We start from the raw sequence: 18,454 nt of genomic DNA, 5'->3' as shown, positions 1-18,454 counted from the left end.
AACACAACAAAATTTCCAACTAATTTTCCTAAAGCTTTAATCTTAACAATACTCATTTTTATCTCCTGTTGTACGAATTGAATGGTACAAATTTCAATAAAATAAAACTAGGCTTTTGGTATAGTTGATGAATTGGGCTATTTAGTCGATTAAAACAATTATTGGGTAGACCTTTTAACCTAAAAACTACGATTTTACGTCGCTTTGGGCAATTGTAAGGTAAAAGTACTGCCTTCATTCTGTTTACTAACTACCTCTAAACTGCCATTCATTAAACCGGTAAATGTTTTGCAAAGTACCAGGCCAATTCCAGTTCCTCTTTCTCTATTGGTTCCTAAGGTACTCTCTCCTATTTCTTGGTTACCAGGTTGATTAAACATTAGCAATTGGCTTTGCGACAGCCCTCGTCCATTATCGGTGATATTGAGTAAGATATGGCTTTCGGTTTGTATGGCATTCACCTTAATCCAACCATTATTGGCTGTAAATTTAATGGAATTGCTAATCAAGTTCCGCAAAACAAGCGAAGTCATGTTCATATCAGCTAAACAAAGTATCCCAGACTTGATCTTGTTTTCAATTTTTATATTTTTCTCATTTGCACCTATCTGCAACGAGTTGATTACATCTCTAGCACAAAGTTCTGCATCAAATTTTTCTAAAATCGGTCGGTAACCTTCCATCTGACTGGAAGCCCAATTCAATAAATTTTCCATCATTGCAGAGGTATAACCTAGCGTATTTTTAAGGTTTGCTGCATATCTGGTTAGTTTTTCTTGGCTAATATTTCCACCTTCAAGCAACTGAATAAAGGAAATTAGAGAATTTACAGGTGTACGCATATCGTGGCTTACCAAACTAAATATCCGATCTTTTACCTTTCCCAGTTTTTCCAACTCTAATTTTTGTTCAGATACAATCTTGTTCAGTTTTGCAGTTCGATGCTGGGCATAGAAAACAAATAAGGCAGAGGCAAACAAAACTGCAGCCAATACTCCTAAAAATATATTGATGTTCCTATTCACTCTCAACTCTGTTCTTTGTAGGCTAATTTCTTTGTCTTTTAGGGCAGCTTTTAATTTTTGCTGTTTAAGTACATCGCCTTGAGCACGTTTTTCATTTTCGAGATCTGCTTGTCTTTTTAAAAATGTTAAACGTTGTAAACTCTTTTCTTGGTCGCTTAAAGTCAATTCTTGTTGCCTTAATACTAGTTTTTGCTGTTGTTGCCTTGCCAATAAAACTTGCCTTTGCAATTCGCCATCAGTTACCTGTTGTTTCAATTGATAATCCTTTTCTTTAACAGAAAAATCTATTTGCAATTGTCTCCTCGTAATCTCCTTTTCTTTTTCTTGGTTAAAAATCTGGTCTTTAAATAAGATATACTGTCTGTAATAATTTAGAGATTGGTTAAAATTCTTCTGTTTTTCTTCAACTTTACTTAAACTTAGGTAAGCATTTCGCTGTAGCTCAAGCAATTTGTTCAGCTGTCCAATATTTAAGGCCTCCAATAAAAACTCCCTAGACTTACTATAATTGTTATCTTGTTCATAAAAATCGCCTAAGGCCAAAAGACTAAAACCATATTCTCTGCTATTGTCTTCTTTTTTATTGTGTTCAACCGACTTTTCATAGGCTTTAAGTGCAAGCCCCCTTTGTCCCATCGCCTCATAAACGCCGCCAAGGTTTTTATTGGCAACACCCTGAACTCCATTGTCATTAATGATTTTTGCAATTCTTAGCGCTTTTGTAAAGCTTTCTAAGGATATTTCATTTTTTTGACTTGGCTCAACCCCCATTTTAATCAGCTCATCACTCGAAGCCGTAAAATAGGCCCTTCCAATTGTATTGTACACTACAGCAACCCCACGGGTATCTTCGCCAGCCTGAGAGAAAATTTTTAGTGCTTTTTTCAAATAAAATAAAGCATTGTCTTGTTGTCCAAGATCTTGATAAATGCCAGCAACATTGGTATAACAACTTGCCAAATCTATCTCATTGCCTGTTTTGAGGTAAATGGCAATTGCTTTTTGATTGACTTCTAGCCCTTTGGCATAATCGGGAATTCGATAATACATCTCCCCCATGTTCAAGTAGATACCCGCCACCCAATCCAAATCTTTTAAAGCGATAAATTTCTCTATGGCTTTGGTGTAATACTCTTCAGCTTTTTGGTAATTGGCGAAAGTATGATGATAGAGGCCAAATCTATAAAAGGCTTCTGCTTCGTAGTTCTTTTGGTTGGTCTTTTGAGCCATTACAATGGTTCGAAAAACAAATTCTTCTACTTTGGCAGTATTTTTTAACCTGATATATTGGCGATAGATTTCCTTTAAGATTACTACCTTCATCGAATCTTCTTTCGGATGGCTTTGATTTAGCAATAATAAACTATCGAGTCTTTGTTGTGGCGTTTTAACTTGTGCTTTGGCAATGAAACTCGTCAAAAATAAAATGAAACAAAAGATATAAACTTTGAACATATCATTTAACCAGTTTTAGTCATTCAACATTACCATAAAAGCTATCAATTTGATCATTAACAGCACATGGATGAGGGAAATTCATGCTACGGAAATAATGGTTCAAGATAATGTTTATTACCTAATAAGCAAATATTTTTCATTAAAAAACAAATACAAAAAAGCCCTGAATAAAAATATATCCAGGGCTTTATGCTAAATTCTAGTTATTATTTCAATTGAAAATAGCAGGATATTTTGCTGCATTACTTTCATTCATCATTTGATATACTGCTTCAATTACATCATCTACAGAAGGCTTGCTAAAATAATCACCATCTGAGCCATAAGGCGGACGATGTGCTTTGGCCGTTAATGTTTTAGGCTGAGCATCTAACAAATAATAACCTTGCTGATCTTCCAAAATCTGTTGTAAAATAAATGCACTTGCACCTCCAGGTACATCTTCGTCAACCACCAAAAGTTTATTGGTTTTTTGCAATGATTTTTTACACAATTGATCAATATCAAAAGGTAGAATAGTTTGAGGATCAATAATTTCGATATGTATACCCAATTGCTCCAATTCTTCTGCAGCTTCTTCTACAATACGTAAAGTAGAACCGTAGGTAACCACTGTTAAGTCGGTACCTGTTCTTATTACTTCCGCTTTGCCTAAAGGTACTGTAAACTCTCCCACATTTTCTGGAAGTTTTTCTTTTAAACGGTAACCATTTAAACACTCAATTACCAAGGCTGGTTCATCAGATCTGAACAAAGTATTGTACATTCCGGCAGCTTGGGTCATATTTCTCGGTACACAGATGTGTAAGCCACGTAGCGACCCTAAGATCATTCCCATTGGCGAACCTGAATGCCAAACGCCTTCTAAACGATGGCCACGAGTACGCACAATTACAGGAGCTTTCTGACCAGCTTTTGTTCTGTAAGACAAACTAGCTAAATCATCACTTAAAATATTTAATGCAAATAGAAGATAATCAAGATATTGTATTTCTGCAATGGGTCTTAATCCACGCATGGCCAAACCTATACCCTGGCCCACAATGGTCATTTCTCGAATGCCTGTATCAGTTACCCTTAAATCGCCATATTTCTGTTGTAAACCAGCAAAACCTTGGTTTACATCTCCAATATTCCCTAAATCTTCGCCAAAAGCAACTAAACGTTGATCTCTTGCAAAATTAGAATCGAAACAAGCATTTAGCAGTTCTCTCCCGTCAATCATCTTGCTACTTTCTGTATATTCAGCAGGAACAACATTGACTAAAAATGGGCTTTCTTTACCATCTGTAAATAACTTTGAGCTATATCGCTCTTCATTTATTTCTGCATTCTTTAAATACCATTGAACCAAAACTTCACGTTCTGCAGATGGCATGTGTAAACTTTGTCTAATTGCTTTCCTTGCAGCAGACATTACCTCTCTGCGTTGTGCATCTGATGCAGAAGCCAATTGAGCGGCTATTTTTGTTAAAGCTGGCTGTCCGTTTGCAAAAGCATTGATCATGTTGATTACTTCACTCTGCTCTTGTTTAATCCCTTCTAAAAATTCATTCCAAGCTTCTTTTTGGGTATTGCGTACCAATATTTTAGCTTCTTCTTCTAGTTTAACCAGATCTTCTTCGGTAGCAATAGCCGATTCGATCATCCATTTGCGCATCTGTAAAATACAATCGTATTCTTTTTCCCAATCCAAGCGATCTTTTAATTTATATCGCTCATGCGAGCCAGAAGTAGAGTGACCTTGTGGTTGTGTAACCTCGGTTACGTGGATTAAAACTGGTACATGCTCATCACGGCATACCGCAATAGCTTTTTGATAGGTTTCGCATAATGCGGGATAATCCCAGCCTCTCACCTTAAAAATCTCGTAACCATTAGTACCTTCTTCTCTTTGAAATCCTTTTAAAATTTCTGAGATATCTTCTTTGGTAGTTTGGTATTTTGCAGGCACAGAAATTCCATAACCATCATCCCAAACAGAAATGGCCATAGGCACTTGCAATACACCAGCTGCATTAATGGCCTCAAAGAAAACACCTTCAGAGGTTGATGCATTACCAATGGTACCGAAAGCAACTTCATTCCCTTTTACCGAAAAGTTTTTAAGGTAATCAAGCTCAGGATTTTGGCGGAATAATTTTGAGGCATAAGCCAAACCCACTAAGCGGGCCATTTGTCCACCTGTTGGTGCAATATCTGAAGAACAATTTTTAATTGTTGTTAAATCTTTCCAAGAACCATCCTCATTTAAAGAACGGGTAGCAAAGTGGCAGTTCATTTGTCGCCCTGCCGAAGAAGGATCTGCCTCTACACTTGGATTTGCATACAATTGTGCAAAAAATTCCTTTATAGTGGAAATTCCAGTAGCAAATGCAAAAGTTTGATCGCGGTAATAACCAGAACGCCAATCGCCATTTTTAAAAGCTTTGGCCATGGCAATCTGTGGCACTTCTTTTCCATCACCAAAAATTCCGAACTTTGCCTTGCCAGTTAAAACTTCTTTACGGCCCAACAAACTTGCCTGACGGCTCTCGTAGGCAATCTTATAGTCGTTAATTACAATTAACTTAAAGTCATCGAAACTTAGTTCTGAGGCATCAATCTGATTAGTGGTAAGTTTACTATCTGACATCATAAGTGAAATTGGTTAGAGCGCAAAGATACAATTCTTTCTAATTATGACTTAATCTGAACGGCAAATAATATTTGGAATACTTTTTGTTTTAACCTATTAAAACATTAAATTTGTTTAAACCCGAAAAACCATGAAAAAGTTAATTTTAATATTTGCATTGATCCTAGGCGTTGGCATTACAGTAAATGCACAGACCAAACCAGCTGAGTTTAAGTTCGATACGGAAGTTCACGATTTTGGAAAAATTGCGCTGAACAAACCTGTGGTGTATACTTTTAATTTCACCAATATTGGAGAAGCACCGTTAATTATCTCTAAAGTAGAAACTACTTGTGGTTGTACAGTTGGCGAATACACTAAAACCCCTGTTAAAAGTGGCGAAAAAGGCTTTGTAAAAGTTACGTTAACTCCTTCTGGAGCACCTCTACCTTTTAACAAAGGAATTACCTTAACCTCTAATGCCAGAACGACTACTAAAGTACTCATTATTAAAGGTGAGTATGTAGAAGGCAATACAAAGTAAAATTTTAAACATATTTAAATAAAACCCCGTTAATCCAACGGGGTTTTTTATTTTTGTGCCATGCCAAAAATTTCAGAAAAAGGGTTACAAATGCCCGCTTCACCAATTAGAAAACTTACACCTTTTGCAGATCAAGCTAAAGCTGCTGGTAAAAAGGTATATCACTTAAATATAGGTCAGCCAGATATTGCTACACCAGAAGGCATGTTAAATGCCATTAAAAACATAGATTTCAATGTTTGGGCCTATACCCCATCTGAAGGTACTTTAGCCTATAGAACCAAACTGACTGAATATTACAACAAATTAGGTTACAACATTCAACCTGAAAACATATTGGTTACCGTAGGTGGCTCTGAGGCCATTACCATTGCCATGCAAACTTGCGTAAACGAAGGTGATGAAATCATTATCCCAGAACCATTTTATGCCAATTACAATGGTTTTGCCTGTATGAGCAATGTGGTGGTTAAACCGATTTTATCTTATATTGAAAATGGTTTTGCCTTACCTCCTATTGCAGAGTTTGAGAAACTGATTACTGCAAAAACCAAAGCCATCATTATCTGTAATCCAAACAATCCTACTGGATATCTATATTCTAGAGAAGAACTAGAAGCCTTAAAAGCATTGTGCTTGAAATACGATCTTTTCTTGTTCTCTGATGAAGCTTACCGTGAATTCTGTTATGATGGGCGTGAATTTATTTCGCCAATGCATTTAGATGGTCTGGAAGATAACGTAGTCATTATGGATACTGTTTCTAAACGTTACAGTGCTTGTGGGGCTCGTTTGGGTTGTTTAATTACCAAAAACAAAGATGTAATTGCTTCGGGATTGAAATTTGCACAAGCTCGCTTAAGTCCGGGTATGGTAGAGCAGATTGCAGGTACTGCAGCAGTGGACACACCAGATAGCTATTTTGAAGAAGTAAATAAAGAATATACTTTACGTCGTGATACTTTGGTAAACCGCTTAAACAGCATTGAAGGTGTATTTTGCCCAAATCCGGGTGGTGCATTTTATGTGGTAGCTAAATTTCCAATTGACGATGCAGACGCTTTTTGCCAATGGATGTTAGAAAGTTTTGAGCACAATGGCGCTACCGTAATGATAGCACCGGCTACAGGTTTCTATTCTAGCGCTGGTAGTGGTAAAAATGAAGTACGCATGGCTTATGTTTTAAATACAGCCGATTTGAATGCGGCTATGGATTGTTTGGAAGTGGCTTTGCAACAATATCCGGGTAGACAAGCTTAATTGTTAAAACTGTTTAAATTGGTTAATTGTTTGAAGTATATGAACAGTTAACCGATTTAAACAATTAACCCGTTAGCCATTTTTTTTGTATCTTTGTTCTCCAGTTCTGCTTGTTCGATAGCTAAAAGCTAAGAACTGGAAATTTACAAATGGGGCCGTTTTGGATTTGACAGGGTGGCGCTGAGTATGTTAGCATGCAGTGCGTTGTACGGAGAGCACTTAAAAGAGAACGTTCAAAACAATAATTGGCGAAAATAACTACGCCTTAGCTGCTTAATTTAGAATTAAATAGCTTTTGTCTCGCTAACTGCTGCATTGTTAGGTTAGTAATAGAGGCATCGAAATAACAGCGCTAGCGATTGTAAGGTACGGTACAATGGCGAAACAAAGTACCTAAGGAGAAAGGTTAGGTCGGTTTCCAGCCCGCCAGATCCCGACAACTAATTGGAAAATAAGCATGTAGAAGGTGTAATTTATCACACAACTGGACAAGGGTTCGAACCCCTTCGGCTCCACAAATTTTTATCGAAAGCTGCGAAATTTCCGAGATTTTTCGCAGCTTTTTTCTTTCCCATACAAAATCCCATACAATTCTTGAATACTATTGGTTTTGATATTTTATAGTAGAAATTCATAAATTTTTTGATTGATGTAGAGAATTTTTAAATTTTAAAAAAGTTTTAATATTTTTTTATTAAAAAATAAATTTAAGACCTCTTTTATTTTTAACATTAAAGTCGTGAAGATTTAGAAATTCTTCCAAATGCAAATTTTTTTATAGTTTTTATTTAACCTAACAAAGGTAAAAAGGGAATTTTTGAAGGAAAAATCTTTCTTTATTTTAAGTCACAGTAAATCAAAGAGCCAATTCTATTTTTTATACTCTTGTCATACCAATTTAAGTTTAAAGATATTATCCCCTCACTAAACCATTCGGTTACCTCAAACACTAATCCTTTAATACAATTCCTATAGACGTAAGTTTTATGCGCCCCATCATTTACACTTATGTTGACAAATTCATACCCCAGTAAATTCATTTTTTCAAGTGAATATTTGTAGATTTTGTTAGTTGACTCCCTCCAATTAATTAATCTCCAAAGCTTATCATTATACTTTGTTGCAATTTTATTTCCAGTTGGAGTAATATTATTTATTATCAATCTTTCTAATTTAAGTGTGCCTATTTCAGTATCTGTAATTGAAACTCTACTATCTGTGTTCGTTTCACTTATCAGCTTAAAATCAAATTCCTTTGATATTCTTGGTAAAAAGTAATTTTCAAATTCATATTCAGGCTGGGATTTTTGGTGCAGTCTCATATTAGAAGAGTACCACTTACTAGTTATATATAACTTATTCTCATCAAATCGATTTCCAACGCTTTTCATTAAACTGACAATTATTCCTTTAGGTTTATTTACGAAATAAAAAGTATCCACTTTTGAATAATATCCATTATCAAAGTAAATCAAGTTACCAATTTTATAATCGCATGGACTGTATCCTTTTTTGATTAGGCTTGAATAATAATCATTAACAAATTCAAGTTCATCAATCCATCTGACAAATTTTTCATCAATTCTATCTAAACTACTTTTTTGTACATCCTCAGGAACTTTCTTAGTATTAAAACTATTCTCTGAAGCTGAAATTAGATGCACTAGGCTTTTATCTTGGGCATATACTATAGTAGAAAAAATTAAGGCTATAGTTAACCCTAGTAATTTTTTAAGCATTAAATTCTGAAAGTCCATTTTATTTATATATTATTTGTCTATTCTCGTTCAAAAATTCAATCATCCAAAGACCTTCCATTTTAAAGAAAGTAGAACCTTCAATTTCAAAAACCTTTAAATCATAGATTTTATTATTATAATTAATTTTAAAGTTTATTGTTTGCTCATTTGACCCATTAATTCTTTTTGTGATAATATAAGTTTGTAAATTTTTTCCCTTTAATAGTTGGACTTCCTTATCATTTATAAATACAGCAACTTTCTCATATTTTGGATTATCCATGGCCTGTGCCCAACTTTTATATTTGGTTAAATCAGCCCATTTATCTGCTCTATATGTTATTCCATCAATTCTTTGAGCCAAACTCATTATTGGACACAATAAAAGCATTATTAACATTATCCTAGTTAAAGTTTTCCTCATAATTTATATTTTGAAAGTTTAGTAAAAATAGCGCATATATGCGTCAAATAAAAATAAACGTATCCACCAATTTGGTTGCGTGATAAAAATTAAAAATGACAAAGCTATAAAGGCCTTTGGCCAAAGGGTAAGAGATTTAAGAAATTCTCTTCTTTTATCACAAGAACAACTTGCCAACTCTGCAGACATACCATTATCTCAAGTTGGAAGAATTGAAAGAGGAGAAGTAAATGTAACTATTAGTACAATCTATGCTCTATCCAAAGCACTAAATACACCTATCGATAAATTACTTCCACTAGTTGATTAAAATATATTTAATTATATTTTTTACAACTTTAATATAATCCATATACGGGACTTAAATTTCTTTTCGCATAAGATACCGAGAAAAAAGAGTTCTTGCCGTACATCGCACATATTGACCCATATTTCAACACAAAAGGCCAGCAATGCCGACCTTTTATTTTTAATTAATTATATATTTTTATTATTATTTCAATTTTTTTTATTTTTAAAATTTATTAAATCTAACATATCCTGTTTTAAAATATTTAATCCATCCATATTAGGATGATTTTTAATTACTAAATCTATATCACGGATACTACTATGTAACATTTTAACCCAATCAAATGAACTAATACTTCTCTTTTGGGTTTTATGTCCATGTTTTTTTACTCCAAATGTTCCATAACTTTTTCTTTTAGGTCTTATTTTAGATATTGTTATTGTTTTCATATTATTTTAATTTAATTCCGTTTCACAGTTACTTACAAGCGATGCAACGGGTACGGTTATTATTTTTTTTATTTTATTATATATTTTTTTATTGATTAAAACGTGAACATTCTCGGTGGCATTGTTCCAAAAGTTATAACATTCTACATTTTCCATCCTTGCTTTATTATAGTGAGTTGGAGTTAATGACCTTTTTAAATCGCTCTTAAATTGACTATTACATTCTGCATAAATTTTATTCAAGTCTTTAACAGCAATTACATTCCCCTCGATTAGAGGGAGCTTTTTAATGTTTCTGTAAACTTTTAACAAATAAAGCCCAAAATGCACCCAGGTTTCCCTTTCGCACAATGTCTGCAAAGTCAGATTATCTCTTCCTACAACGGTTCTAATCTTCCTTAGTTGGTCAAACACTATCTCATACCTAAGTATATTTCTTCCACTTAGTTTTGCTTGCTTGGATTTATCATAAAATTTAATTTTATAATCAGTAAAAAAACATTTTCTAGTAATTGGTCTCCCTCTATCCCTTGGCTCAATAGTATGAAATGCATTATTGCTACTACCAGCTAAATAAGATTGGTATCTGTTAATTATCTCGAATGGTGTTGAACCAATAACATCTATATTTACTCCAACTTCAATCGGTCTTGAAAGTAAAAAATGATGAATAGGTCTTTCAAAAATTCTCGACAATTCTTCTGCTACTTCTTTCATATTATTTATGTTAAAATCATTATGATTTTCTGCAGCTCCCATTATTCCAATTGCGGAATTGTAAAACTTATGCAAAGAATTATTTATTCGTATTGATTTGTTATTAGGGGTAGTACCTTATTCTAAGGTTGTGAAAATTGAACCACACTCTATTGCTACCAATTGGACAGATTATACCCAGTCTATCAGTTAATTGTTCAAACTCTAGTATGGAGTAATTGTTAATTTCGAGGCCTACATTGTCAAACATTTTTACCTCTCTTTCTAGCTATGCTTTCCATAACTTTTACCTCATCAAAAAGAACCTTTTTGCCAATTCTAAAGCATGGAATACTTCCATCTTTAATTCTTGCATCTAAGGTTGGAAGTGAGATTTTAAGTAGTTTACAGGTCTGTAGCCGTGTAAGTAGGTCTGATTGTGTAGAAGAAGGCTCAATTTGATGTTGAGCCTCGATTGTTGTTTTTATTGTATTTTCTACTAGTTCTTTTAATTCTGGTAGAAGTGTATCTAGGTTTATTTTAATAATAATTTCATTACTATTTTTATTTAATAATAACATATTGTTTGTTTTTGCTGTTGCAACATTTATTGTCATTATCAATCGCAGCATTTGATAATGTAGTGTGTACTCCATCATCTACTTTAGCAGATGGGGATTTCAAATCCAGCGTACGTATAGGTAATTTTTTTTAAGTCATAATTTTTTTAAGCTGTTTTAACGTTACTAAATGCAAGCCTCATTTCAGTGGCTTTATGTTCAATATTAATATTAACATACCTTGAAAATGCAGATATGCTTTTATGGTTGGAAATAGACCTGATAAGTTCACTGCTCATATTTTGGCTAACTAAATAGCTGATACAAGTTTTCCTTCCCATGTGCGTAGTAATTATATCATGTAATGGATAAGTTTCCTCTAATCGTTTACTACCCCTATATCTAACTTTTGTTATAGGTCTTGTTAACTTTGCCATTTTTGCCACTACTTTTAGGTACTCATTCATTTTTTGGTTAGAAATTACTGGTAATGCTCTATTACCCAATACATTTTCATATTTACTTAAAATTGCTTGTGCTTCAAGAATTAATGGAATAGTGGCTTTCGATTGAGTTTTTAAGGTTATAATTTCAAAAATATCTCCGTTTATATCTGTTTTTTTTAAATTTTTTACGTCTCCATACCTTAGAGCTGTAAAACAACAGAAACAAAACACATCTCGAACCTGTGAAAAACATTCATTATCCAACTTTAAGTTATACAGCCTAAATAACTCTTCATAGGTTAAATTAATTACCTCTGCCTCTGTTATTTTATAAGTAAATGATTTAAAAGCATAATTGGAATGATAGCCCATCTTCGCACAATGGTTTAAAAACCATTTCAATACCTTGACATTTCTACCAATTGTCCCATTAGTGTGAAGTTTTTTAACTTGAAAATACTCCACATATTTATTTAAAAATGGAATATCGATGCCGTCAAAATCTAAACTAATCCTATAAGCTTTAACAAAGTTCTGTAAGTGTTTTTTGTTGGTTTGTAGCTTTTTAATTGTACCCTCTGAAGCTTTAATCCTATATCCATCTATAAAATCATCATAGTGTTGAATAACAGACTTCCTGCTTGTAGGTTTATTACCTTGTAAGATATTTCTTAAGTAACTTACACTTGGTGTTTTACCCATCAAAATAGCTTCTCTATAGATTTTAGTAATGTGCTCACATTTCTCAGCAATTATACCATTCATTTCTACACTACCAATAACATTGGGCTTAACTCTACAATTCTTTTCATCCCAATTTTTCTTGTCAATTCTTAAGCCGGTTTGTAGCCATATTCTTTGACCATCAAATGAAAAATCTATTAATATTGATACATCAATTTGTCTTGATAAACCAGTTTTAGCGTCCTTGCGCTGTTCTAGTTTTGGTGTTGCTTTTGCCATGAATTCAAATAACTTTTAATTTTATCAATTAATTACTTTATTTAAATAAATAATATAAATATATAATAATCAATTAGATATAATAACAAATATACGATTTTTGAAGGAGAATTGCAAATGAACACAAGATGTAACCTTCCATACATCTTCCCATACAAAGATTTCTTTGCTCAATTTTACTTGACTTTATCTTACTTGGGAAATAGCAATCCACAACTTATAAAGGGCTTATAATTGCTTTGTGGATTTTGAGATTTGTTTGTTGAATTTGGTGATTGGAAGAGGAACCTTCGGCTCCACATAAAGGGAATGGTTAGATACTATTCCCTTTTTTATTTATCCACCCATTTTTCAAAAAAGTAAAATTTTATTTGCGCAAGTAAATACTTGCGCTTATATTTGCAAGCACTTACTTGCGTATTATGAAAGCCAGACGAGATGTATACCAGGCCATAGCCGACCCTACCCGCAGAGAGATTATTGGTCTCATTGCCACCCAAGCTTACAATGTAAATGCCATAGCAGAAAAATTTGACATGACCAGACAAGCAATTTCGCTCCATGTAAAAATACTGGTCGATTGTGGATTAGTGGTGATTAAACAAAGTGGAAGAGATCGGTTTTGCGAAGCACGTTTAGATCAGCTAGATGAGGTAGTTACCTGGGTGGAACAATCTAGAAAACATTGGGTTAACCGATTTGAAAAATTAGATCAATATTTAGTAGACATAAAAACCAAAGACAATGGAAAAAAATAATCAAGAACTCCTCATTACGCATCTATTTGATGCGCCACGTGAGCTCGTTTTCAGTGCTTGGACAGATCCTGAGCAATTGAAACATTGGTATGCCCCAGATGGCTGCACAATAGCATTTAAAAGTATAGCTGTAAAGGTTGGAGGCGAATTTCACTCTTGCATCAACGATCCTGTACATGGTGAATGCTGGATCAAAGGTATTTATCAAGAAGTTGTTGTTCCAGAACGATTGGTTTTTTCGATGATTTTGAGCAATGAACAGGGAGACAATGTGAATGCCAACGAAGCAGGAAAGTCTGAAGACTGGCCAGAGGCGCTTGTAACCACAGTTACTTTTGCTGCCATAGGTAACCAGACCAAACTTACCCTACACCAAACGGTAGCTGAAGCAGAAGCTAAAAAAACAGGTGCTTATCAAAGCTGGTTCAGTATGTTCGATCGACTGAACAACATCTTAATTGCTGGTTAATTCTAACACCTTACAAAAATGGAATAGCGTTTAACTATTCCATTTTTATTTTATCTGAACTGTTTGGGTTTCAATTTTTGCGCAGCCAATGCTACAACTTCATCAATTCGCTTTTGCCTTGTTTCTGCTCTTTTAGCAAGCAACAGCCATTGTAAAATACTTTTTCTAGCAGATTTACTTAAACTTAAAAAGAAATCCATCGAATCTGCTTTAGCTTCTAGTGCTTTCTGCAGGTCTTGGGGTATCTTCAGTTCTTCTGCATCATCCAACGTAGTCCAAGAACCATTTTGTTTTGCAGTTTCAATGCTTTCGTGTCCCATAGATGTCATCAACCCTTTAGCAATCAATTGCTGCACTTTTTCTTTATTGATCTTAGACCACACACTATTGGGTTTACGCTTGCAGAAAAACTGTGTAAATGTCTCTTCATCCAAAGTTTTTTTTAGACTGTCTATCCAACCAAAGCAGAGTGCTTCATCTACTGCCTCGCTCCAAGAGAGCGTTGGTTGGTTGGTTTTCTTTTTATAATAAACCAGCCATACCGCTTGTTTTGAACTGTGATTCTCCAGTAACCATTGCCGCCACTCTTCCCTACTACTTGGGCAAATAGATTCGATATCTTTTTCTTTTTTAAGCATCATTCAGTTAAGCCCCAAACTGTCTCAAGTGATGGTCAAAATGTTTCCATTGCATGATAGCCCACTCTTCGGGTGTCAATTCTCCAAAAAACGCCTGAGGATGTTTGGTACATTTTGCCGGACCTCCTTCTGAAAATTGAGTAATGTGTTTGATCACTTTTGTTTTTTCTGTTTCAAAATTTGGATTACCCTTAATGATATAACTTTTGTCGGTTGTACCATTTTTAGGAAATGGTTTTTCACTAAAATACGTAGGTTTCAGCAACTTGCCAAAAAATCGCCCTACAAAGCCTAACCTTTCAGAGAAGGTTAAACCCATTGCAGTTTCAAGCGAGGCATTGCAATGTGCCAACATTTGGTTTACATTCATTTTTCCCCATTGTCGCTCTGCATTTGGCGATAGTTTTTCGATACGTACCAAGATGCCCAACACATCTAATTGATTAAATAAATTATTCATTCTAACTATTTTTTGATTTACACTCCAAAACTAAAATGCTCGAGTGACAGCCCTATGGCAGTGATAAAAATGAATAGCAAAATTATATCACCAAATAATCGGTAATAAAAGCGTACATCGCTGAATTAATTAGCCTATAATTATTTAATCGGAGATTATCAGATAATTAGGAAAGAATATGACCTTCCTCTGTCTGTGAAATGGGATAAATGATAGATATGGAGTTCTCAACTCCTACTCCTTAGTTTTTCTTTAAATTTTGCTTTATGATATCCTCAATTTCACTCATGGCTAGGCCATTTTGTGAAAGAACCTTAGCTATAAAATCACTTTTTCCTTCAATATACACTTCCATATCAGTTGTAGCATTGGCCAGGTCTTTTTTCAACTGATCATATTCTATTCTGAGTGTTGGATCAGCTCTTAATGCATTTCGCAAGGTTAAATGGTTGTTTAAGCTCACGCTATTTGCTATACAACAGTACAAATGATGTTTTGGCCATGCTTGATGTGTTCCTGTATTCGGCGTAGCAATCGAATTTGCACGAAAGGCATACCTGTCTTTGATCCCTAAATCGCCCCTAAACTCATAACCCAAACCAGTTAAAACCGAAATGACCTTTTGGAGTTTGGTTTCATTATCTATCACAAGATCAATATCAAGTACTGGCTTAGCAGCTAGACCCGGAACCGCAGTGCTACCCACATGTTCAATGCCTTTAACTATATCTTTCAAATATAGCGCATATACATTTTTCAATTCTTCAAATTGGTCTTTCCAAACTGGGTTGTAGGCTGCAATTTCTATTTTATCCTTACTCATTACACAAAATTAAAAAATCAGTTGAGCTTATTAAACGCTTCATAAGCCAAAAAATACAAAGTAAATATTCCCCCTTTCGTCGGGTACTTTTGCCTTTCTACCTATTCTTCATTTTATGGGATGTTTGGCCTCCGTACTTTTGAGGCGATCATATATTAAAAACCGATCATATGAAAATCAGAAATATCTTAACAATCGCTATCACTGTACTAACTGTTCAAATAGCAAATGCCCAATCTTCAAGCATGAAGGAACCCGTAAGTTTTAAACTTAAAAACGGATTAACTGTAATTGTAGCCGAAAACAAAAACGTTACAAAAGTACACACTAGTTTAACCAACGATTTGGTAAACGATAAACAAGCAGGTGTACAACACATTTTAACTGCTATGTTAAACCATGCTACTGGTAACAGTGGTATCAACTACAATGAAAATGGTGGACATATGATGGCATCGACAACGAATTTCGGCGATGCATTAACTGTATTGTCTGCTTCTATTCAAGATCCAACATTTAGTCAAACTACTTTTGAAGAGGCTAAAAGCAAAGTAATTGCAAGTGTTAAAGCTAAAAATCGTTATTATCCAGTGCATGTAAATGAGTCTTCATTGGCACAATTAACTTTAAACGATGTAAAAGCATATTACACTAACAATATTACACCTGCTAAAACTTATTTAACTATTGCAGGAAACATTAGTGTTTCGGAAGCTAAAACATTGGCAGAGAAATCTTTTGCCAACTGGAGCGAAACTCCAACTCGACTATTAGATAGTAAATAAATTTATTTTAAGGTTAAGTTCAAAAGGATCTATCGATGGGTAGGTCCTTTTTTTGATTCTGTAACTTATTTATTAAAGGTGTGTTTTAAAAAATCCCATGGTGCTTTACTAGTAGAACGAGATTGCTCTTCTACCAAAAGTTTCGCAATACGACTCAACAAGGCATCATTTTCACTTACTGTGCGGTCGCCCAACGCCACCAATTTTTGAATATTGCTAGGACTTGCCGCATCTAAACCTTCTTTGATACTCTCTAAACTATCTGGTTCAATTCGAATATAATTTTGTTCTTTACCAACAGAATGAAAAAGCTGTTCTAAGAAAAAATCACTGGTTTCTGCTACCCCACTCATCATAATATCAATCAATGCAGGTACAATGGCCATGGCACTGCTCTTTTTAAAATGGTCATAATCATAAGATCTTCTTGATCTACCAGTGCCTAGAGAATATAAATAAATATCGTTGATCTTTGTCTGATTAAAGGCTTTGGTTACCTCTATTAAACCACTTAAAGCCGGATTGGTAGCAAACACTCCTCCATCTAACAATGGATACCTTACATTGGCCAAAGAATAGATTTCGGCCACGCTAAAATAAGTTGGCGCTGCCGATGTAGCTCTACATACATCTTTGATATAAAAATCGCGACTCTCTCCTCTTGTAATTGCATTCTGTTGCCTAAAAAAATGTGTTTTACGTAATTCTATATTATAAGCGCTAATGATACAGGGTTTAATCAATTGGCTAAGTTTGGTCTTACCAAAATACTTTTTTAAAATTCCTTCAAAAATCTGACTGTTGTAACGTTCTCCTGCCAAACCAAATTTTGCTCTCAGTCGTTTAAGGAAACTCATTTTAAAGATTTCATTTCCGTGTTCTAAATAAAGATCTAAAGCAGCTTTGGCCGAAAATTTCGGTCTGGTTGGATGATCTTCTGAAGGACATAATAATAAACATGTTAGAATACCTCCTGTACTTGTTCCGGCAAAAAAGTCGAAATAATCTACAATGGCAGCATCCGGATTTTTACTTTCCAATTTCAGTTTTTCTTCAAGAGCTACGAGCAGCATTCCAGGAATAATCCCCCTTATGCCCCCACCATCAATAGAAAGTATTTTCTTCATAACACATTTGGCTTGGGGTAAATATAGATTACTTATCCTTTATTGCCAAGCTGTTTATATTTATCCAAAGTCATATCTTCAACAAAATCAATGTTTTTGAATGATTTAGCGACTTTTTTAAGTTAATCACAACAAAAATACGAGTGCTTATTTTTATCTTGGAGGCTTAACATTTGTTTAAATAACCACATTTAGAACAGTACCGAAAAAGCCAATACCTAATTGATGAAAAAATTAAAAGCCTTATTATTTGATCTAGACGGAACATTAATTGATTCTGAGTTTTTCCATTTTGAATGTTGGAACGAAATTTTGGAAGAATCGGGAGTAACTTTAACCTACGAAGATTGGCTAAAAAATTATGCAGGTATTCCTTTGCCAAAAAATGCTCAAAATTTGATTGAGAAGTACAATATCACTACTCCACTTGACGAGCTTATAGATAGAAGAGAACGTTTAACATTAGAACGTTTGAAAACCAAGGATGTTAATTTAATGCCCTATGTTATTGAAGTGCTTGATTTTTTTCAGGCTAAAAACCTTATCCTTGCATTGGTTACTTCTAGTCCAAGAAAAGATGTTGAAGCCATTTTTGAACGGAATGGATTAGCTAGCTATTTCAAACTGATCATTACCAGAACTGAGGTTAGCAAAAGCAAACCAGACCCTGAAAGCTACAATACTTGTGTAGAAAAATTGGGCTTAAGTAAAGATGAATGTATTGTATTTGAGGATACGATCAATGGCATTAAATCGGCCAAAGCTGCTGGTTTAACCTGTATTGCCATTCAACAAAATACTGCAGAACATCAAAATTTATTACTTGCAGATCAGTTGTTCCTTGATTTTAAGGAAGCCAAAGATCATTTAACAACCCACTACCTACTCGCATAAAAAAGAAGGCCAGTAAATGACCTTCTT

General features: G+C 34.3%; 19 protein-coding genes and 1 other RNA gene. 8 read left to right on the top strand and 12 right to left on the bottom strand.

Translation table 11 applies throughout. The features are described from left to right. Positions 1-194: 194 nt before the first annotated feature. Together AQF98_RS08405 and AQF98_RS08400 are read right to left on the bottom strand one after the other, a co-directional pair. Positions 195-2,480, bottom strand: coding sequence for a tetratricopeptide repeat-containing sensor histidine kinase (locus AQF98_RS08405; RefSeq protein WP_055131492.1), 2,286 nt, complete (start codon positions 2,478-2,480; stop codon positions 195-197). A gap of 214 nt (positions 2,481-2,694) precedes the next feature. Further along, entirely contained in the window at positions 2,695-5,121 is a 2,427-nt protein-coding gene (locus tag AQF98_RS08400; RefSeq protein WP_152969676.1) for a thiamine pyrophosphate-dependent enzyme, read from the bottom strand. Between the two features lie 130 nt (positions 5,122-5,251). Here AQF98_RS08400 and AQF98_RS08395 point away from each other — a divergent pair, with 130 nt between their 5' ends. The 3 genes from AQF98_RS08395 (at position 5,252) to ssrA (ending at position 7,422) form a co-directional block, all read left to right on the top strand. After that, entirely contained in the window at positions 5,252-5,644 is a 393-nt protein-coding gene (locus tag AQF98_RS08395; RefSeq protein WP_055131490.1) for a DUF1573 domain-containing protein, read from the top strand. 60 nt (positions 5,645-5,704) lie between these two features. Next, entirely contained in the window at positions 5,705-6,904 is a 1,200-nt protein-coding gene (locus tag AQF98_RS08390) for a pyridoxal phosphate-dependent aminotransferase (protein ID WP_055131489.1), read from the top strand. Positions 6,905-7,055: 151 nt separating this feature from the next. Further along, positions 7,056-7,422, top strand: a transfer-messenger RNA (tmRNA) gene (ssrA, locus tag AQF98_RS21815). A 318-nt stretch (positions 7,423-7,740) separates the two neighbouring features. On the opposite strand, the gene AQF98_RS08385 is transcribed toward ssrA, so the two are convergent. Both AQF98_RS08385 and AQF98_RS08380 read right to left on the bottom strand, forming a co-directional pair. Continuing rightward, the gene (locus tag AQF98_RS08385) at positions 7,741-8,661 is read right to left on the bottom strand and encodes a hypothetical protein (RefSeq protein WP_055131488.1); all 921 of its coding nucleotides are present in this window, start codon (positions 8,659-8,661) and stop codon (positions 7,741-7,743) included. Position 8,662: 1 nt separating this feature from the next. Next, positions 8,663-9,067, bottom strand: a complete 405-nt coding sequence (locus AQF98_RS08380; RefSeq protein WP_055131487.1) for a hypothetical protein — start codon at positions 9,065-9,067, stop codon at positions 8,663-8,665. 79 nt (positions 9,068-9,146) lie between these two features. On the opposite strand from AQF98_RS08380, the gene AQF98_RS08375 reads away from it, so the two are divergent. Beyond that, on the top strand, positions 9,147-9,377 hold the full coding sequence (locus tag AQF98_RS08375) for a helix-turn-helix domain-containing protein (RefSeq protein WP_200911861.1): 231 nt from the start codon (positions 9,147-9,149) through the stop codon (positions 9,375-9,377). 188 nt (positions 9,378-9,565) lie between these two features. Here AQF98_RS08375 and AQF98_RS08370 read toward each other — a convergent pair whose 3' ends face one another. The 4 genes from AQF98_RS08370 to AQF98_RS08355 form a co-directional block, all read right to left on the bottom strand. Beyond that, on the bottom strand, positions 9,566-9,808 hold the full coding sequence (locus AQF98_RS08370) for a hypothetical protein (RefSeq protein ID WP_055131486.1): 243 nt from the start codon (positions 9,806-9,808) through the stop codon (positions 9,566-9,568). Positions 9,809-9,814: 6 nt separating this feature from the next. Continuing rightward, on the bottom strand, positions 9,815-10,525 hold the full coding sequence (locus AQF98_RS08365; protein WP_152969675.1) for a hypothetical protein: 711 nt from the start codon (positions 10,523-10,525) through the stop codon (positions 9,815-9,817). A gap of 242 nt (positions 10,526-10,767) precedes the next feature. Next, positions 10,768-11,121, bottom strand: coding sequence for an AlpA family transcriptional regulator (locus tag AQF98_RS08360; RefSeq protein ID WP_152969674.1), 354 nt, complete (start codon positions 11,119-11,121; stop codon positions 10,768-10,770). Positions 11,122-11,231: 110 nt separating this feature from the next. Further along, positions 11,232-12,473 carry a site-specific integrase gene (locus AQF98_RS08355; RefSeq protein WP_055131483.1) on the bottom strand — a complete coding sequence of 414 codons (1,242 nt, stop codon included), beginning with the start codon at positions 12,471-12,473 and terminating at the stop codon, positions 11,232-11,234. Positions 12,474-12,895: 422 nt separating this feature from the next. Between AQF98_RS08355 and AQF98_RS08350 the strand changes: the two genes are divergently transcribed. After that, the gene (locus tag AQF98_RS08350) at positions 12,896-13,231 is read left to right on the top strand and encodes a helix-turn-helix transcriptional regulator (RefSeq protein WP_055131482.1); all 336 of its coding nucleotides are present in this window, start codon (positions 12,896-12,898) and stop codon (positions 13,229-13,231) included. Further along, positions 13,218-13,700: an SRPBCC domain-containing protein gene (locus AQF98_RS08345; RefSeq protein ID WP_055131481.1), complete on the top strand. Its 483-nt coding sequence runs from the start codon at positions 13,218-13,220 to the stop codon at positions 13,698-13,700. The genes AQF98_RS08350 and AQF98_RS08345 overlap by 14 nt, the downstream gene beginning before the upstream one ends. Before the next feature lie 50 nt (positions 13,701-13,750). Here the strand turns inward: AQF98_RS08345 and AQF98_RS08340 are convergent, their stop codons facing one another. The 3 genes from AQF98_RS08340 to AQF98_RS08330 form a co-directional block, all read right to left on the bottom strand. Next, positions 13,751-14,341, bottom strand: a complete 591-nt coding sequence (locus tag AQF98_RS08340) for a YdeI family protein (protein ID WP_235524200.1) — start codon at positions 14,339-14,341, stop codon at positions 13,751-13,753. Positions 14,342-14,345: 4 nt separating this feature from the next. After that, positions 14,346-14,798, bottom strand: coding sequence for a DUF1569 domain-containing protein (locus AQF98_RS08335; protein ID WP_055131480.1), 453 nt, complete (start codon positions 14,796-14,798; stop codon positions 14,346-14,348). A 241-nt stretch (positions 14,799-15,039) separates the two neighbouring features. Beyond that, entirely contained in the window at positions 15,040-15,621 is a 582-nt protein-coding gene (locus AQF98_RS08330; protein ID WP_055131479.1) for a GrpB family protein, read from the bottom strand. Positions 15,622-15,791: 170 nt separating this feature from the next. On the opposite strand from AQF98_RS08330, the gene AQF98_RS08325 reads away from it, so the two are divergent. Then, positions 15,792-16,406, top strand: a complete 615-nt coding sequence (locus tag AQF98_RS08325) for an insulinase family protein (RefSeq protein ID WP_055131478.1) — start codon at positions 15,792-15,794, stop codon at positions 16,404-16,406. Positions 16,407-16,471: 65 nt separating this feature from the next. Here the strand turns inward: AQF98_RS08325 and AQF98_RS08320 are convergent, their stop codons facing one another. Next, positions 16,472-17,533, bottom strand: a complete 1,062-nt coding sequence (locus AQF98_RS08320) for a patatin-like phospholipase family protein (RefSeq protein ID WP_055131477.1) — start codon at positions 17,531-17,533, stop codon at positions 16,472-16,474. Between the two features lie 225 nt (positions 17,534-17,758). On the opposite strand from AQF98_RS08320, the gene AQF98_RS08315 reads away from it, so the two are divergent. Continuing rightward, positions 17,759-18,427 (top strand): HAD family phosphatase, encoded by a 669-nt coding sequence (locus AQF98_RS08315; protein WP_055131476.1) that lies wholly within the window; start codon positions 17,759-17,761, stop codon positions 18,425-18,427. Positions 18,428-18,454 lie beyond the last annotated feature (27 nt).

Source organism: Pedobacter sp. Hv1, assembly GCF_001412215.1.
Lineage (GTDB): Bacteria > Bacteroidota > Bacteroidia > Sphingobacteriales > Sphingobacteriaceae > Pedobacter.
This window is presented reverse-complemented; position numbering and strand designations above follow the sequence as displayed.

Excerpts from the sequence above, each read along its gene's own strand:
- AQF98_RS08405 (WP_055131492.1), bottom strand. The coding sequence starts at position 2,480 with ATGTTCAAAGTTTATATCTTTTGTTTCATTTTATTTTTGACGAGTTTC.
- AQF98_RS08400 (WP_152969676.1), bottom strand. The coding sequence starts at position 5,121 with ATGATGTCAGATAGTAAACTTACCACTAATCAGATTGATGCCTCAGAA.
- AQF98_RS08395 (WP_055131490.1), top strand. The coding sequence starts at position 5,252 with ATGAAAAAGTTAATTTTAATATTTGCATTGATCCTAGGCGTTGGCATT.
- AQF98_RS08390 (WP_055131489.1), top strand. The coding sequence starts at position 5,705 with ATGCCAAAAATTTCAGAAAAAGGGTTACAAATGCCCGCTTCACCAATT.
- AQF98_RS08385 (WP_055131488.1), bottom strand. The coding sequence starts at position 8,661 with ATGGACTTTCAGAATTTAATGCTTAAAAAATTACTAGGGTTAACTATA.
- AQF98_RS08380 (WP_055131487.1), bottom strand. The coding sequence starts at position 9,067 with ATGAGGAAAACTTTAACTAGGATAATGTTAATAATGCTTTTATTGTGT.
- AQF98_RS08370 (WP_055131486.1), bottom strand. The coding sequence starts at position 9,808 with ATGAAAACAATAACAATATCTAAAATAAGACCTAAAAGAAAAAGTTAT.
- AQF98_RS08365 (WP_152969675.1), bottom strand. The coding sequence starts at position 10,525 with ATGAAAGAAGTAGCAGAAGAATTGTCGAGAATTTTTGAAAGACCTATT.
- AQF98_RS08360 (WP_152969674.1), bottom strand. The coding sequence starts at position 11,121 with ATGACAATAAATGTTGCAACAGCAAAAACAAACAATATGTTATTATTA.
- AQF98_RS08355 (WP_055131483.1), bottom strand. The coding sequence starts at position 12,473 with ATGGCAAAAGCAACACCAAAACTAGAACAGCGCAAGGACGCTAAAACT.
- AQF98_RS08350 (WP_055131482.1), top strand. The coding sequence starts at position 12,896 with ATGAAAGCCAGACGAGATGTATACCAGGCCATAGCCGACCCTACCCGC.
- AQF98_RS08345 (WP_055131481.1), top strand. The coding sequence starts at position 13,218 with ATGGAAAAAAATAATCAAGAACTCCTCATTACGCATCTATTTGATGCG.
- AQF98_RS08340 (WP_235524200.1), bottom strand. The coding sequence starts at position 14,341 with ATGATGCTTAAAAAAGAAAAAGATATCGAATCTATTTGCCCAAGTAGT.
- AQF98_RS08335 (WP_055131480.1), bottom strand. The coding sequence starts at position 14,798 with ATGAATAATTTATTTAATCAATTAGATGTGTTGGGCATCTTGGTACGT.
- AQF98_RS08330 (WP_055131479.1), bottom strand. The coding sequence starts at position 15,621 with ATGAGTAAGGATAAAATAGAAATTGCAGCCTACAACCCAGTTTGGAAA.
- AQF98_RS08325 (WP_055131478.1), top strand. The coding sequence starts at position 15,792 with ATGAAAATCAGAAATATCTTAACAATCGCTATCACTGTACTAACTGTT.
- AQF98_RS08320 (WP_055131477.1), bottom strand. The coding sequence starts at position 17,533 with ATGAAGAAAATACTTTCTATTGATGGTGGGGGCATAAGGGGGATTATT.
- AQF98_RS08315 (WP_055131476.1), top strand. The coding sequence starts at position 17,759 with ATGAAAAAATTAAAAGCCTTATTATTTGATCTAGACGGAACATTAATT.